The following is a 14,133-nucleotide window of genomic DNA, read 5'->3' on the forward strand; positions in this document are numbered from 1 at the left end:
GATGGTGTAGCTGGTGGTGCCGACGCCTCAGCCGCCCGCGAGGATCAGGCCGCTGGTGGGCACCCCCGTACCGGCCGTGACCAGCACCGGACCGTCGCCCGGCACCTGGTTGACCGCGGTGCCGCGTACCTGGCGGACCGCCTCGGCGATGCCGTTCATGCCGTGGATGTACGCCTCGCCGAGCTGCCCGCCGTGCGGGTTGACCGGCAGCCGCCCGCCCAGCTCGATGCCGCCGTCGGCGACCAGATGCCGGGCCTCGCCACGGCCGCAGAACCCCAGCTCCTCCAACTGCATGAGCACGTACGGGGTGAAGTGGTCGTAGAGCACCGCGGCGCGCACGTCCGGCGGCGCGTACCCGGACTGGCGCCAGAGCTGGCGGGCGACCACGCCCATCTCGGGCAGGGCGGCGACCTCGTCGCGGTAGTAGCTCGTCATCACGTACTGGTCGGGTCCGCTGCCCTGGGCCGCCGCGCACACGACCGCGGGCGGTTGCCGCAGGTCGCGGGCGCGCTCCGCGGAGGTGACGACCAGTGCGACCGCGCCGTCGCTCTCCTGGCAGCAGTCGAGCAGCCGCAGCGGGTCGGCGATCCAGCGCGACGCCCGGTGGTCGTCCAGCGTGATCGGGCGGCCGTGGAACCAGGCGTGCGGATTGGTGGCGGCGTGCCGGCGGGCCGCCACCGCGACCCGGCCGAAGTCGTCCGTGGTGGCGCCGTAGTCGTGCAGGTAACGCCGGGCGACCATGGCGACCATCGCCGCCGGGGTGGCCAGGCCCATCGGGTAGTGCCAGCCCGCGTCGACGTCCGCGGAGGCGGCACCGGTCTGCGCCTGGGCCCGCCCGAACCGGCGGCCCGAGCGTTCGTTGAGCGCCCGGTAGCAGACCACCACGTCGGCCAGCCCGGCCGCCACGGCGAGCACCGCCTGCTGGACGACCGCGCACGCCGCTCCCCCGCCGTACGCGATCCGGCCGAGGAAGCTCAGCTCGCCGACGCCCAGTTCGCGCGCGACGGCGACCTCGGCGTTGCCGTCCATGGTGAAGGTGACCATGCCCTGTACCTCGCCGGGCGCCAGGCCGGCGTCGTCGAGGGCCGCGCGGACCGCCTCGACGGCCAGCCGCAGCTCGCTGCGGCCGGAGTCCTTGGAGAACTCGGTGGCGCCGATCCCGGCGATGGCGGCGGTCCGGGCGATCACGACGCCACCCGCACCGTCGCCGCGACGTGCTCGCCCACCGCCGTACGGCCGCTCACCGTGACCACCCGCTCGCCGTCGCGGGCCTCGCGGGCCTGCCCGGTGAAGGTGAGGGTGTCGTAGGCGTGGCACGGCGCGCCGAGGCGGATCGCCATGCCGCGCAGGGTGACGTCCGGTCCGGCCCAGTCGGTGACGTAGCGCTGCACCAGCCCGGCGGTGGTCAGGATGTTGAGGAAGATGTCCCTGCCGCCGCGCCGCACCGCCGCGTCCCGGTCGTGGTGGACGTCCTGGAAGTCGCGGGTGGCCAGGGCCGTGCTGATCACGACGGTGGGGGTCACCGCCAGTTCCCAGGGCGGCAGCGGGGTCCCCGCCGGGGCGTCGAGGCGCCACGCCGGCAACGTCACCTCGTCGTCGAGGCGGACGAACTTTACCCGTACCGGGGCGCCGATGCGGACCTGGTCCGGGTCCGCGCCGCGCAGCTCGCCCACAATCCGTACGCCTTCCTCGAGGTCGACCAGCGCGACCACCACGGGCAACCGCCGGCCCGGCAGCGGGGGGTGGCGGTGCACCACGTAACTGTGGATGCGGCCGGCGCCGGACGCGACCGCGTACTCGGGCTTGGTGGCGCCGCAGCGCGGGCAGGCGGGCCCGGGCGGATGGCGCAGGGCGCCGCACTCGCCGCAGCGCTGCACCCGAAGCTCGCCCGCGGCGGTGCCGGCCCAGAAGAACGCGGTGTCCGGGCTGATCACCGGCCGCAGGGTCCCCGGGTCGGCCGGCGGCGCGGCGGTGCCCGGCCGGAACTTCAGCACCCGGAACCGCATGCTCGCCACCGGCTCGTCGCCCGCGCTCCAGATGCTCTCGGTGGTGACGAACCAGCCCTCGCCCAGCGCGGTGCGCTTCGGGCCGCTGACGCCGGTGAGGCGGCCGCGCACGGTCAGCCGCTCGCCGTCGCGCAGATAACGCTCGTACGTCTGCTCGCAGTTGGTCGCCACGATCGAGGTGAAGCCGGCGTCGTCGAGCACCGCCGACATGACCCGCAGCGGGTCGGCCGGGTCCAGCGCGGCCGGGCGCAATCCGGGCATGGTCCACACCTGCACCATCGCGGGCGGTGCCAGGCCGTCGCGCTCGTAGACCGGGTTGGTGTCGCCCATCGCCTCCAGCCAGCCCCGGATCGCCGGCAGGTTCACCGGATCCCGGGCCTCGCGCGGTGCCGACTCCCCCGCCTCGATGATGCGGCGTGCGGCGTCGTGGATCGCCTCGTCCATGCGTACCCTCACCTACCTCGGCACCCGGGGCAGGCCGAGGCCCGCGGACGCGATCAGTTCCCGCTGGATCTCGTTGACCCCGCCGCCGAAGGTCAGCACGAGGTTGCGCTGGGCCTGCAGGTCCAGCCAGGACATCAACTCGGCGGTCGCGGGGTCGTCCGGGTCGCCGTGGCGGCCGACGAGCTGCTCGAGCTCGTGGCCGATCCGCAGCACCCACTCCGACGAGAAGACCTTGGTGGCGGAGGCGTCCGCCGCCGCCGGCTCGCCGCCGGCGACCTGCCAGTTGAGCAGCTCGTTGAGACGCAGGCAGGCGTACGCCCGGCCGAGCGACCGGCGCACGTCGGGCTCGTCCCGCAGGCCCGGGTGCGCACCCACCCAGGCCCGCACCCGCGTGTGGAAGGCCGCCAGCCGCCCGGCCGGGCCGAGCATCACCCGCTCGTGGTTGAGCTGGGTGGTCAGCAGGCGCCAGCCGCCGTTCTCGGGACCGACCCGCATCGACACCGGCACGCGGACGTCGCTGAGATAGACCGCGTTCACGTGGTGCGCCCCGTCGCAGGTGATGATCGGCGTCCAGGTGTAGCCGGGGTCGCGGGTGTCGACGATGAGCACGGACAGGCCCTTGTGCTTCGGCGCGTCCGGGTCCGTCCGGCAGGCGAGCCACAGATAGTCGGCGTCGTGCGCGCCGGTGGTGAACGTCTTCTGGCCGTTGACGACGTACCCGTTGCCGTCGCGTACCGCCCGGGTGCGCAGCGCGGCCAGGTCGGTGCCCGCCTCCGGCTCGGTGTAGCCGATCGCGAAGTGGAGCTCGCCCGCGAGAATGCGGGGCAGGAAGAAGTCCTTCTGCTCGGGCGTTCCGTACGCGAGCAGGGTCGGCGCCACCGTCTGCAGGGTGACGGCGGGCAGCGGGACGTCCGCACGGGCCGCCTCGTTCCCGAGGATCTGCTGCTCCACCGGGCCGTGGCCGCCACCGCCGTAGCGGGTGGGGAAGCCGAGGCCGAGCCAGCCGTCGCGGCCCAGCCGGGCGACCACCTCCCGGTGGACCGGTCCGTGCCGTTCGTAGCGCAGTGCGGCGCGCTGCTCCGGCGAGAGCAGGCCTTCCAGGTACGCACGGAGCCGGTCGCGCAGCGCCCGCTGGTCCTCAGACAGGTCGATGAACAACGCGCCCTCCCAGCCGGTGCAGGCAGTGTTCGGCGCCGCCGAGACGGCGGGCCAGGTCGCGCAGCAGGGCGCCGTAGCGGTGCAGCGGGTAGTCGGCGGCCAGGCCCAGGCCGCCGTGCAGGTGGTGGCAGGAGCGCAGGGCCGCGAGCGCCTCGCTGGTCAGCCAGTACGCGGCGACCCACAGATCGTCGTCCGCGGCCTCGTGGGAGGTGTCCAGGCCCCAGCAGGCGGCCAGCACGGCGAGGTGCAGCGTGCGCGAGGTGACGTACACGTCGGCGATCTGCTGGGCGACCGCCTGGAAGGTAGCGAGCGGGCGTCCGAACTGCTGCCTGCTCCGCACGTGGCTGGCGGTCAACCGCAACGCCCCGGCCAGCGCGCCGTCGCCGGCGGCGCAGGTCGCGGCGACGGCACAGCGGTGCAGGTCGGCGACGCACCGTCCGTCGGCGGCGGGACCGAGCGGCTCCGCGACCACCGCATCCATCCGTACGGTGAACTCCGCGATGCCGGACGACGTGGCCGAGCGCCGCAGCGTGACGCCGTGGGCGGCCGGATCGACCAGGGCGACCGCGAGGCCGCCGGTCTCCAGGCTCACCGGCACGAGGATGCGATGGGCCTGCTCGGCGTCGGGCACGCCGGTCTTCGTGCCGGTGACCGTCCACCCCGCGGTGGCCGTGGTGCGCGGGGTGACGGGTAGCGGATCACCCGGCTCGGCCAGGGCCGCCGTCAGGACCCGGCCCTCACCCACCCCGGCCAGCAGCTCGCGGTGCCGGTCGGGATCCGCCCAGCGCAGTACCGGCGGCACGCCGAGGCCGAGTGTGGACACCGCCGGGACCGCGCCGCCGCGGCGGGCGATCTCGGTGATGACCAGGGCGTTCTCCAGGACACCCAGCCCCGCGCCGCCGAGACGCTCCGGCACGGCAAGGGTGAGCAGGCCCGCTTCACCGAGGGCCTTCCCGAGGCGGTCCGGGGTCCCGGCGTCGTCGTCCAGCACCTCGCCGGCCAGGCGGACGATCGCGTCCTGCGCCTCGTCCAGTTCGAAGTCGGGACCCATGCCAGGATTAGAACACGTTTCAGTATTCACTCGCCAGATACCTACGCCCGCGAACGTCTCACCCGCGTTGGTACGCTGGTAGATCCCATAACACGGCCCCCAGCCGTGATCCAGTACGCGGGGAAGGCAAGGATGGCAGCGTCGAGAACGAATACCAGTAACGGTGCCGGCCGCAACGCGCTCGCCGGCGCGGACGCGCAGCAGGGCTCCGCCGCTCAGCGGGATCGGCGCCGCCGGATCCTCGAGGCGACCCTGGCACTGGCCTCCAAGGGTGGCTACGACGCCGTCCAGATGCGCACCGTCGCCGAGCGGGCGGAGGTGGCGCTCGGCACGCTGTACCGCTACTTTCCCTCCAAGATCCATCTCCTGGTCTCGGCCCTGGTGCTGGAGTTCGAGATGATCCAGGAGAAGCTGGACCGCAAGCCGGTGCCGGGAGACACCCCGCACGAGCGGACTCTGCACGTGCTCGGCCGGATGACCCGGGTGATGCAGCGCGAGCCGCTGCTCACCGAGGCGATGACGCGCGCGTTCATGTTCGCCGACCCGTCGGCCAGCGCCGAGGTCAACGCCGTCGCCCGGCTCATGGAGGAGATGCTCACCAACGCCATGCACGACGGCGAGCCGACCCCGGACGACCGGGCGAAGGCCCGCGTGATCGGCGACGTGTGGCTGTCCAACCTGGTGGCCTGGGTGACCCGGCGGGCCTCGGCCAACGACGTGGTCAACCACCTGGAGCTGGCCACCCGCCTGCTGCTGCGCTGACACACGCCGCGGCACCGGGATTGCTCCCGGTGCCGCTCGTCGCCCGTCAGCCGAGCAGGGCCGTCAGCTTCGCCAGGGACTGCTGCGCGGCGGTGCCGGCCTGCTTCTCGAGCATGGTCGCCATCGGCCCGGCCAGCGCGGGGCCGATGAACTCCATCTCGTATGTGATCTGCGAACCGCTCCCGGACGGCTCGATCGTGAATCTGCTCTTCGCCTTGACTCCCATCGGGCCGTCGCCGGACTGCTCGAGCCGCTCCCCCGCCTCCGCGCCCGTCACCCTCCAGGACATCTCCGCGGGCATGCCCATCAGCTTCACCTTCTGCCGGTAGGTCGTGCCCGTGTCGAGAGTCGACGGAATCTCGCCGGTGAAGCCCTCATGCATCGTGTTCCACTCGGCGACCCGCGGAAGGTCCACCAACACTTGCCAGACTTTCTGCGGTTCGGCCGCGGCACCGGCCGAGACACTGACCTTGGGCATCGCGTTCCTCCTTGAGGCTGATCCCAGAGAACTAGAACAGGTTATAGCAATGTGACGAGCTTCACTAGTTTCATTCATGAAACATGCTCGTTGCCGGAGTAGAACCAGGTTCTGTCGTCAAGCGGTGGAGGCGCACGGTGACCGAGAACGATGCCGGTGGACGGGACGACTCCCCGTCGACCGCCTGGCACCAGGACGCGATAGCGCCCCGCTCCACCCGCAACCTGCGCGCGGTGAACGGCCGTACGGACCCGGCCGGCCCGGCCCGGCTGCGCCGCCGGCGGCGCGCCGTCAGCGATCTCGGCGACGCGCTGCGCGCCCTGGTCGAGCTGGCCACGGCCACCGAGGCCCCGGCCGACGACCTCGAGCGCGCGACCGAGAGCGTCCGAGCGGCCGCGGCCCTGCTCGGCGGTCGCGTGCGCGACCGATCCAGCCTGCCCAGCACCGACGACCTGCTCGACGGCGTCCGGATGTACAACCCGGTGACCGGCAGCGGCAGCGCCCTGGCCCCGCCGCTGCACATCGAACAAGCGGGCGACCTCACCATCGGCACCTGCACCCTGGGCCTGGCCTTCGAGGGTCCACCCAGCTACGCCCACGGCGGCATGAGCGCGCTGCTGCTCGACCAGCTCCTCGGATATGCGGTGAGCGCCTCGGGACACCCGGGCATGACGGTGCGGCTCGACACCTCGTACCGGGCGCCGGTGCCCCTGCAGACTCCCCTGCGCCTGACCGCCCGGGTGACCGCGATCGACGGACGGCGGGTGACCGCCTCCGGGGCCATCGCCACGGCCGCGGAGCCGGACACCGTCCTGGTCGCCGCCACCGGCACCTTCGTCGCCCTCAGCGCCGACCAGGCCCGGCGCCTCTTCGGCGCGGTCTGGGACTCCGGCTCCCGGGCCGGCTGACGTGCACTACCGGCAGCGTTCTCGCCACCTGCGCCGAGCCGGCCGATGCGGGGCCCTTCAGGGACGCCGGACCAGGTGCCACTGCTGACTCCAGGTCTGCCGGCAGTCGACCATCTGCAGGCCGGTGCCCTCGAGCAGCAGGTCGTCGCGGACTTTCAGGCATTTCGCGCCGTCGCCGCTACTCAGCAGGCCGTCGTCGCGGATCGTCCAGTGCTGGGCTGGAGCAGTCACTGAGCAGGCGGACTGGACGACCTCACGCGCGGAGGGATCGCCGGACAGGCACTTGCCGCTCAGCATGTTCACGAACCAGTGTTCGCCGCCAGGTAGTTGCCGGGCCCGCCACAACTGGTTGCGAAAGTCGCCGTCCTCGCGCCAATGCCAGAGATGGGTACGCCCACCTTCGTCCGTCGACCAGTTCTCGACGTCCACCACGTACGCGGCCGAGGTGGACGTGGCCGAGCGTTGGTTGACGATCGCCACGATCGTTGCGTCGGGGATGTCGCCACTCAAGGGAGAGACGCCGGGCTGCGGCGACGCGATCACCGCCGGGACGACCGGGGGTCGGCCGGCATCCCGCGTCCAGGCGATGACAGCAATCGTGGTGGCCGCGAGAGCCAGTGCGATGGCGGCCGCCGCCGACCATGACCGCCTGGCGGACGGCTCGGAAGTCGCCACCGTCGACGTGGGAGCGGAGGCCAGGGACGACGGCGACGGGGTGCTGGCCCGCGCGTACGCCATCTCCGCGCCGTCGGTCAGCATCTTCAGGTGCAGGGCCTGCAACGCCGGGCTCGGATCGACGCCGAGCTCGTCGGCAAGCTGTCGCCGGCTCGTCTCGTAGTGACGTAGCGCGTCGGCCTGACGGCCGTTGCGATACAGGGCCAGCATCAGTTGCCCGGTCAGCCGCTCGTCCATCGGGTGCGTGGAGGCGGCCGCCACCAGGTCTTCGACCAGTTCCGCATGCCGCCCTCGCGCCAGCGCGCGGTCGTTGCGATCCAGCATGGCGGCGTGCCGCTCGCGTTCCAGTGCCTCGCGCACCTCGTTGAACCATGGCGTGTCCAGGGAGCCGAACGGGCGGCCGCGCCACAGCCCGAGCGCCTCGTCGAAGAGGTCGTCCGAGGCATCTCCGGCACGGGCCTGTCCGACGAGGTGGCGAAAGCGGTGGGCGTCGACAGCGAGCGGGTCGACACACAGGCAATAGCCGCTGGGTTGCCGGTCGATGCGGATGTCGGGGGCAAGTGCCTGTCGCAGTCCGGACAAGTAGTTGTGCAGCGCGCCGCGGGCGCGCTGCGGTGCGCTGTCCGCCCAAACCCGCTCGATGAGCTCGTCGGCGGAGACAGGCCGACCGGCCTCCACCAGCAGGACCGCCAGGACGCTCCGCTGCCGCAGGTGACCCAGGTCGACCGGCCGGCCATCGCGGTAGGCCTCCACGCCACCGAGGACCCGGAGATCCAATGCACCCCTCCCCGAAGCATTTCTGAGCTGGGAATTTGAGAGTCCACAGAGGATTCCGTGGGCGCCGAGAACAACTATCATCGATGATCTTCGTGGAGTCAAGGTGGCACCGGTCCACGGTGCCGCAGATCGCGCCTGGCCGTGGTTGTTCAACGGCCCCCGCCATTGTCGAGCACCTTCCGATGACGGTTGCCTTCTCCTCGGAGGCGACTGTCCGAACCGGTCTCGATGTCAACCGGCGAAAGGAGGTGAATGTCGAACTGACCGACTCGAAAGCGTTGGCGGCACCGGAATCTTGAACAACGAAGGGAACGAGGAATGAAAGAAATGATCGCCAAGAACGCCAGAAGGTGGGGGCTCGCCCTCGCCGTCGTGGCCGTGGTCGCGGCTCCCGCTCAGGTCGCGAACGCGGCCGCGGACGGCGCGGTCTCGCGGCCGGCGTTCGCGGAGCAGGCGCGCAGCGCGGGTCTCGACCAGCGGCAGGCACGCCTGCTGCAGGGCGAGGTCGACAAGGTTCTTGCCGGCATGAAGGTCGGCGGTCGGCAGGTCAGCGCCAATGAGGTCGTGTCCGACGACGGCCGGGTCAAGGTGGTCATCCCGGTGCCGGGCGAGCAGCGCGCCCGCTCACTTTCCGGTGCGGAAACTCTCGCCAACTGCTCCTACGAATACCTCTGCCTGTTCGACTATGCCCACTTCGGCGGGCTCCTGACGCGACTCTACCGCTGCGATTTCGTCAACCTCGGCGATTACGGCCTCAACGACCGGCTGGAGTCGTACGACAACAGCCAGACGACTGGTACCGTCGCGCGCTTCTACAACTGGGAAGGGCGGTGGGTTTACAAATTCGGCAGCACCGCCCCGCACACGGATTACGATTTGAACCGGTGGTCGGGATTGGCGAACATGATCGACGGCGTGGATCCCTGCTGAACCAAGCGGCTGGGTAGGCATCCGGCTTCCGCCGGATTCGGGCGTCAGCAACGGGCTGGCTCGGCAGGGCGTCCAGGGCGGGCCCGGCAAGCGTCCAAGCGACCTCGGCAAAGCGTCCGGGCCGGCTCGGCAAAGCGTCCAGGCGGGTGAGTCCTCGCCGGTGATCGTGCGCGCGGCACGGCGCCGGCGGGATCTCACCCGCCGCCTCCTGTCCCCACCGGAATATGTCGGACCCCGGTCGACCGCACCGGCCCGGCGCTGTTCGGCTTGTCGCGTGGTGTTCGCCCGTGTCGGACGCCACCATCCCTTAAGCATCCTAGGAGGATAGGTTGACAGTGCTGGCCGTATCACGGGCCCAGGGCGTGTCAGTCTCGGCCGATGGTGACGCAGCAGCGGTCCGGGCCGGGGTCGAGGCGCGCGTGGAGATCGTCGGCGTCGAGAGCTTCGAGGAGTCCGTCGATCAGGTCCAGGTTCACGCCGCAGACCAGTGCGGTGTAGCGCTGGGCGAGGTTGTGGAACGGGCAGTTGGCGAGGAGCACCTCGCCGTCGACGGTGCGGGGTTCGTAACCGGCGCGAGCGAGGGCCGTGCAGATCGGGTGCTGCGTCCCGGACGCGGCTGCGGGGCTGTCGGCGAGGTGCCGCCCGGCTTCGCGTGCCGCCGTGTGCAAGGCCGTACTCATCGGCACGTGGTCGCGCTCGGTGATGGTGATGGCCTCGGCGAGGATCTGGCCGGCGAGGTCGTAGTGGCGTTCGGGCAGGCTCACGGAGATGTCGCGGGCGGCGCGGCGGTAGAGCTTGGTGGGGCGGCCCGCGCCGGGGCCGCTGCGGCCGGGAGGACGGCGGTACTCGACCTCGAGGAGTCCGTCGGTGACGAGCCGGTCGAGGTTGAACTTGGCGACATGGTGGGCGACCCCCGTCGCCGTGGCGGCGCTTTCCCGGCTGACCGGCTCGTCCTGGGCGACGACGTACCGGTAGAGGTCGCGGCGGACCGGCTCGCCCAGCGCCGCGACGCTGGTGATGTCGGCCGCAAGATCGTCGCCCATCAGCGCTCCCTCCGAGATCTTCGCTCCTACTCTAACGGACGGCCCCATTGACGAAAGAACCTCCCAGGTTCTAACATCTAATCACGTATCCGTTAGAGGAGGTTCCGGCCGCTGACGACGGAGCCGGGCGCGGTCAGCCGTTGAACAACTGCCTCGCCACGGTCAGCAGCTTGTCGAGCGACGTCCCCTGCGGCACGTCGCAATCGTGGACGACCACGGTCGACGACGGGCTCCTGAACTCGTACTCGTAGCCGTCATTGCAGATCACCTGCGCGCCCGACGGTGTCCCGGCGAGATTCGGCGCCGTCAGCAGCCGGCGGAGTTCCGCCATCGTGGCGGTCGGCAGCGAGGTCCGCACCACCGCGCCGCCCCGACGGGTCACCACCACCGATCCGTCGGCCGCGATCGAGGCACGGTCGTCGACACCGGCAAAGCCACCACGACGATTGACGGCGAGCGGAAACAGTTTCGCCGCAGGAACCGGCGCCGCGGACCCCGTGGGACCCACGGACGACGGCGCCGGTCCGGCGGACGTCGGCGGGGCGGATGCCGGCGCGGAGGACGCCGGTCCGGAGGATGCTGGCGAGGCAGACGTCGGCGAGGCCGGAGCAGACGCGGAGCCGCAGCCGGCGAGGCCGACCAGAAGCAGGGCGGCAAGGACTATGGATGTTCGCGACCTGCGCACCATGGTTCCCATCATCGTCGTTCGTGGCGGCCACCGAGGAGACCGGGGTGCGCGGACGCACCGGGGGTTCCTCAGCCGCCGACGGGTACGTTCCCGCCGAGGACGCGTACGCGCTCGCCTGTCGAGCGACAGCCCAGTCTTGAGCCCGTGAACGACCAGCGTCAATACCTTGAAAAAATGATTCCGACATTTACGCCGAGCTTTCGGCAAGCTTTATTCAACCGAAGCCCCGCATCGACAAGAAGTGCCGTTGTCGTCACAGTGTCTCCGGCGGGCGGGAAAGCGTCGATGCCGGCATCAATGCGCGCCGCCGGGTAGCGGAGTCGGCGGTAGGTGTGCTTCCATCGAGGGGAGGCCGGGCATCTTCCCCCGTGGATGCCCGGCCTCTCTTCGTGAGCCGGCCCGTGTCCAGGAGGGGTGTTGCGGGATGACAGCAACCTCGCCCCCGGTCCACGGCCTGCTGTGGGACACGGCGCCCGCCTGCCGGGTGGAGCTGCCGGACGGTTCGCCGGTCCGGCTGGTGACCCGGTACGCGGACGTCCGCGCCCTGCTCGCCGACTCGCGGCTGTCCGTGGACAAGAGCAACGGGAACGGGAGCTGGCGCGGTTTCTCGCTCCCACCGGCGCTGGACGCCAACCTGCTGAACATGGATCCGCCGCATCACACGCGCATCCGTACGCTCGTGTCGCGCGCGTTCACCCCCCGCCGGGTGGAGGGCCTCCGGCCGCGGATCCAGGAGACCGCCGACGCTCTGCTGGACGCCGTCGCCGCTCGGGACGAGGCGGATCTCGTCCGCGACTACGCCGGTCCCCTGCCGGTGGCCGTCATCTGCGACCTGCTCGGCGTTCCGGAAGCGGACCGGGCGGACTTCCGGTCCTGGACCGACACGATGCTCGACCCGCCCCAGGGTGACCGCGCCGCCGCGGCGCGCGCCATCGGCGCCATCCACGCCTATCTGGAGAAGCTGCTCGCGGCCAAGCGCGCCGACCCCGCCGACGACCTGCTCTCAGCGCTGATCGCCGCGCGGGAGGGCGGGGACAGGCTCAGCGAGGACGAGCTGACGTCGCTGGCCTTCCTGCTGCTGTTCGCCGGCTACGAGAACACCGTTCATGCCATCGGTACGGGGCTGCTGACACTGTTGCGCCATCCCGAGCTGCCGAGGGACTCGCCACAGCTAGGGTCGACGATCGAGGAGCTGCTGCGCTACGAGCCGCCCGCTCCCGTGCTCCTGCGGCGCTTCGCCACCGAGGATGTCGACGTCTGCGGGGTCGTGGTGCCGCGCGGGGAAACCGTCCTTCTCGTGGTGGGCGCGGCCAACCGCGACCCCGAGGCGTTTCCGGAGCCCGGCGAGGTGACTCCGGGTCGTGCCGGCAGCCATCTGAGCTTCGGCCACGGCATCCATTACTGCGTGGCCGCCCCGCTGGCGCGGATCGAGCTCGAGATCGCCATCGGTACGGTGCTGCGCCGTTTCCCCGGGCTGCGGCTGGCCGTGCCCGAGGGCGAGCTGAGGTGGCGCCCGTCGTTCCGCGCCCGCGGCCTCAGCTCCCTCCCGGTGTTGCTGACCTGAGTCCTCCCGTACGCTCAGGAAAGGTCGGTCGTGATGATCTTTTCGATGTTGCGTTCGGCGAGCGCGGTGATGGTGACGAACGGGTTGACCCCGATGTTCCCCGGAAGCAGCGAGCCGTCCACGACGTAGAGGCCGGGGAACCCGGGCAGACGGCCCCAGTTGTCGGTCGCCTGGTTGAGGATGCAGCCGCCGAGCGGGTGGTAGGTGAAGTCGTCGCCCCAGATCTTGTTAGGACCGAACAGATCGCGGCGGTAGACGGTGAACTGGGTGGCGTTGAGGCGGTCGAAGACGCGTTTCGCCGCATCGATGGCGGGCTGGTTCTGGGCCGTCTGCCAGGTCAGGTCGACCGCACCGGTGCCGGTGTCGAAGACGAAGCGGGCGCGCTGGGGATTGCGGGTGATGGCCAGGTACAGGCTGACCCACAACTCGACGCCGGTGGGGAACGGCGCGATCTCCGCGAAGACCGGACCGGCGGCGTCCGACCAGTTGTCGATGCCCATGGCCGGCATGCTCGCCTGCAACGCGCCGGTGGTGTCCCAGATGTGGTTGGCCCGGGCGACCATGACGTTGCCGTTGTTGCCCCAGCCCTGCCCCACCGCGTCGGGCAGCCCGGACAAGGCGCCGGCCGCCTTCATCGCGACCAGGAGCTTGCTGGTGCCGATGCTTCCGGCGGCGAAGAAGACCCGGTCGGCGCGGACGGTCTTGCGGGCCACCGGGTCTCCCCCGGTGCCGATCTGGGTCATCGTGACGGCGTAGCCGCCGGCGGGTGCAGGCTTGACGGCCGTGACGACATGCTGCGATGTCACGGACAGCCGTCCGGTCGCCGCCGCGGCGGCCAGGTAGGTCTTGTCCAACGTACGTTTGCCGTGGTTGTTGCCGTAGATGACCTCGCTGGCCAGGGCCGAGCGGGGCACGGTGTCGGCCTGTTCCCGCGCCATGTACGTGAAGTCGTACACGTTGGGGACGAACGTGGTGCGGTACCCGGACGCGTTGGCCTGATTGCGGCTGAGCCGGGCGTACCGGTAGCACTCCGCCGCCTCGAACCAGGCCGGGTCGATGTAGTTGACGCCGAGGGCGGCGTTGGCTCGCGGGAAGTACGTGTCGTACATGGCCTTGGGGTCGACCGACGGCAGTACTTCCTCGAAGTAGCTGCGCAGCGGCTGCACCGCCATGCCTCCGTTGACGAGCGAGCCGCCGCCGACACCCCGTCCCTGGTAGACGCGGACGCCGGAGAAACGCTCGGAGTCGAGCACGCCGGTGTACTTGCCGATCGCCTTGTTGGCCGGGATGCCGAGGAAGTAGCCGAGGGGCTGGTCGGTCGACGTCCGCAGCCAGTACGACCGCTGGTCCGGGCGGAGCATGTTGCAGAAGATCTTGCCGTCCGGTCCGGGGGTGTTCCAGGCCATCCCCATCTCGACGACGTTGGTGGTGATGCCGGCCTGGGTCAGGCGCAGCGCGGTGACCGCCCCGCCGTAGCCACTGCCGATGACGAGCGCATTCACGTGGTCGCCGTCGACGAGGGTGGCGCCGGCGGCCGAGGCTCGGGCGAGGGGTCCTAGGGACGCGCCGAGCACGGCCGCCGCCGCACTGCCCTTGAGCAGGTTGCGTCGGGAGACCGCCCGGGACCGGGGCGCGGGATGGTGGTACAT

At 71.2% G+C, this 14,133-nt stretch carries 14 protein-coding genes and 1 pseudogene; 5 read left to right on the top strand and 10 right to left on the bottom strand.

Going from position 1 to position 14,133, the window contains the following annotated elements:
* Nucleotides 1-27: 27 nt before the first annotated feature.
* The 5 genes and pseudogenes from EDD30_RS03830 to EDD30_RS03845 all read right to left on the bottom strand — a co-directional run bounded on the left by EDD30_RS03830 (nucleotide 28) and on the right by EDD30_RS03845 (nucleotide 4,659).
* Complete coding sequence (locus EDD30_RS03830) at nucleotides 28-1,188, bottom strand: lipid-transfer protein (protein ID WP_071804258.1); 1,161 nt, start codon at nucleotides 1,186-1,188, stop codon at nucleotides 28-30.
* Nucleotides 1,185-1,583, bottom strand: coding sequence for a hotdog family protein (locus EDD30_RS40275; protein ID WP_394328226.1), 399 nt, complete (start codon nucleotides 1,581-1,583; stop codon nucleotides 1,185-1,187). The genes EDD30_RS03830 and EDD30_RS40275 overlap by 4 nt, the downstream gene beginning before the upstream one ends.
* Nucleotides 1,566-2,450, bottom strand: a pseudogene (locus EDD30_RS03835) (bifunctional MaoC family dehydratase N-terminal/OB-fold nucleic acid binding domain-containing protein); the annotation flags it as partial. The pseudogene EDD30_RS03835 and the gene EDD30_RS40275, both read right to left, overlap by 18 nt.
* Before the next feature lie 12 nt (nucleotides 2,451-2,462).
* Complete coding sequence (locus EDD30_RS03840) at nucleotides 2,463-3,608, bottom strand: acyl-CoA dehydrogenase family protein (RefSeq protein WP_071804256.1); 1,146 nt, start codon at nucleotides 3,606-3,608, stop codon at nucleotides 2,463-2,465.
* A complete protein-coding gene (locus EDD30_RS03845) occupies nucleotides 3,589-4,659 on the bottom strand; it encodes an acyl-CoA dehydrogenase family protein (RefSeq protein WP_071804255.1) in 1,071 nt (356 codons plus the stop codon). The genes EDD30_RS03840 and EDD30_RS03845 overlap by 20 nt, the downstream gene beginning before the upstream one ends.
* A 132-nt stretch (nucleotides 4,660-4,791) precedes the next feature.
* Between EDD30_RS03845 and kstR the strand changes: the two genes are divergently transcribed.
* The gene (gene kstR, locus EDD30_RS03850; protein WP_071804254.1) at nucleotides 4,792-5,421 is read left to right on the top strand and encodes a cholesterol catabolism transcriptional regulator KstR; all 630 of its coding nucleotides are present in this window, start codon (nucleotides 4,792-4,794) and stop codon (nucleotides 5,419-5,421) included.
* A gap of 46 nt (nucleotides 5,422-5,467) precedes the next feature.
* Here the strand turns inward: kstR and EDD30_RS03855 are convergent, their stop codons facing one another.
* Entirely contained in the window at nucleotides 5,468-5,899 is a 432-nt protein-coding gene (locus EDD30_RS03855) for a type II toxin-antitoxin system Rv0910 family toxin (RefSeq protein WP_071804253.1), read from the bottom strand.
* A gap of 224 nt (nucleotides 5,900-6,123) precedes the next feature.
* On the opposite strand from EDD30_RS03855, the gene EDD30_RS03860 reads away from it, so the two are divergent.
* A complete protein-coding gene (locus EDD30_RS03860; protein WP_394328225.1) occupies nucleotides 6,124-6,807 on the top strand; it encodes a PaaI family thioesterase in 684 nt (227 codons plus the stop codon).
* A gap of 57 nt (nucleotides 6,808-6,864) precedes the next feature.
* Here EDD30_RS03860 and EDD30_RS03865 read toward each other — a convergent pair whose 3' ends face one another.
* Entirely contained in the window at nucleotides 6,865-8,259 is a 1,395-nt protein-coding gene (locus tag EDD30_RS03865; RefSeq protein ID WP_071804252.1) for an AfsR/SARP family transcriptional regulator, read from the bottom strand.
* A gap of 327 nt (nucleotides 8,260-8,586) precedes the next feature.
* Here EDD30_RS03865 and EDD30_RS03870 point away from each other — a divergent pair, with 327 nt between their 5' ends.
* Complete coding sequence (locus tag EDD30_RS03870; protein WP_071804251.1) at nucleotides 8,587-9,189, top strand: hypothetical protein; 603 nt, start codon at nucleotides 8,587-8,589, stop codon at nucleotides 9,187-9,189.
* A 365-nt stretch (nucleotides 9,190-9,554) separates the two neighbouring features.
* On the opposite strand, the gene EDD30_RS03875 is transcribed toward EDD30_RS03870, so the two are convergent.
* Nucleotides 9,555-10,232 carry a helix-turn-helix transcriptional regulator gene (locus tag EDD30_RS03875; RefSeq protein ID WP_071804250.1) on the bottom strand — a complete coding sequence of 226 codons (678 nt, stop codon included), beginning with the start codon at nucleotides 10,230-10,232 and terminating at the stop codon, nucleotides 9,555-9,557.
* A 133-nt stretch (nucleotides 10,233-10,365) separates the two neighbouring features.
* On the bottom strand, nucleotides 10,366-10,617 hold the full coding sequence (locus EDD30_RS38145) for a hypothetical protein (RefSeq protein WP_143162606.1): 252 nt from the start codon (nucleotides 10,615-10,617) through the stop codon (nucleotides 10,366-10,368).
* Nucleotides 10,618-10,898: 281 nt separating this feature from the next.
* On the opposite strand from EDD30_RS38145, the gene EDD30_RS38705 reads away from it, so the two are divergent.
* On the top strand, nucleotides 10,899-11,060 hold the full coding sequence (locus EDD30_RS38705; protein WP_170047199.1) for a hypothetical protein: 162 nt from the start codon (nucleotides 10,899-10,901) through the stop codon (nucleotides 11,058-11,060).
* Between the two features lie 284 nt (nucleotides 11,061-11,344).
* A complete protein-coding gene (locus tag EDD30_RS03885; protein ID WP_071804248.1) occupies nucleotides 11,345-12,484 on the top strand; it encodes a cytochrome P450 family protein in 1,140 nt (379 codons plus the stop codon).
* 14 nt (nucleotides 12,485-12,498) lie between these two features.
* On the opposite strand, the gene EDD30_RS03890 is transcribed toward EDD30_RS03885, so the two are convergent.
* Nucleotides 12,499-14,133 carry a GMC oxidoreductase gene (locus EDD30_RS03890; protein WP_071804247.1) on the bottom strand — a complete coding sequence of 545 codons (1,635 nt, stop codon included), beginning with the start codon at nucleotides 14,131-14,133 and terminating at the stop codon, nucleotides 12,499-12,501.

It is taken from the genome of Couchioplanes caeruleus (assembly GCF_003751945.1).
Lineage (GTDB): Bacteria > Actinomycetota > Actinomycetes > Mycobacteriales > Micromonosporaceae > Actinoplanes > Actinoplanes caeruleus.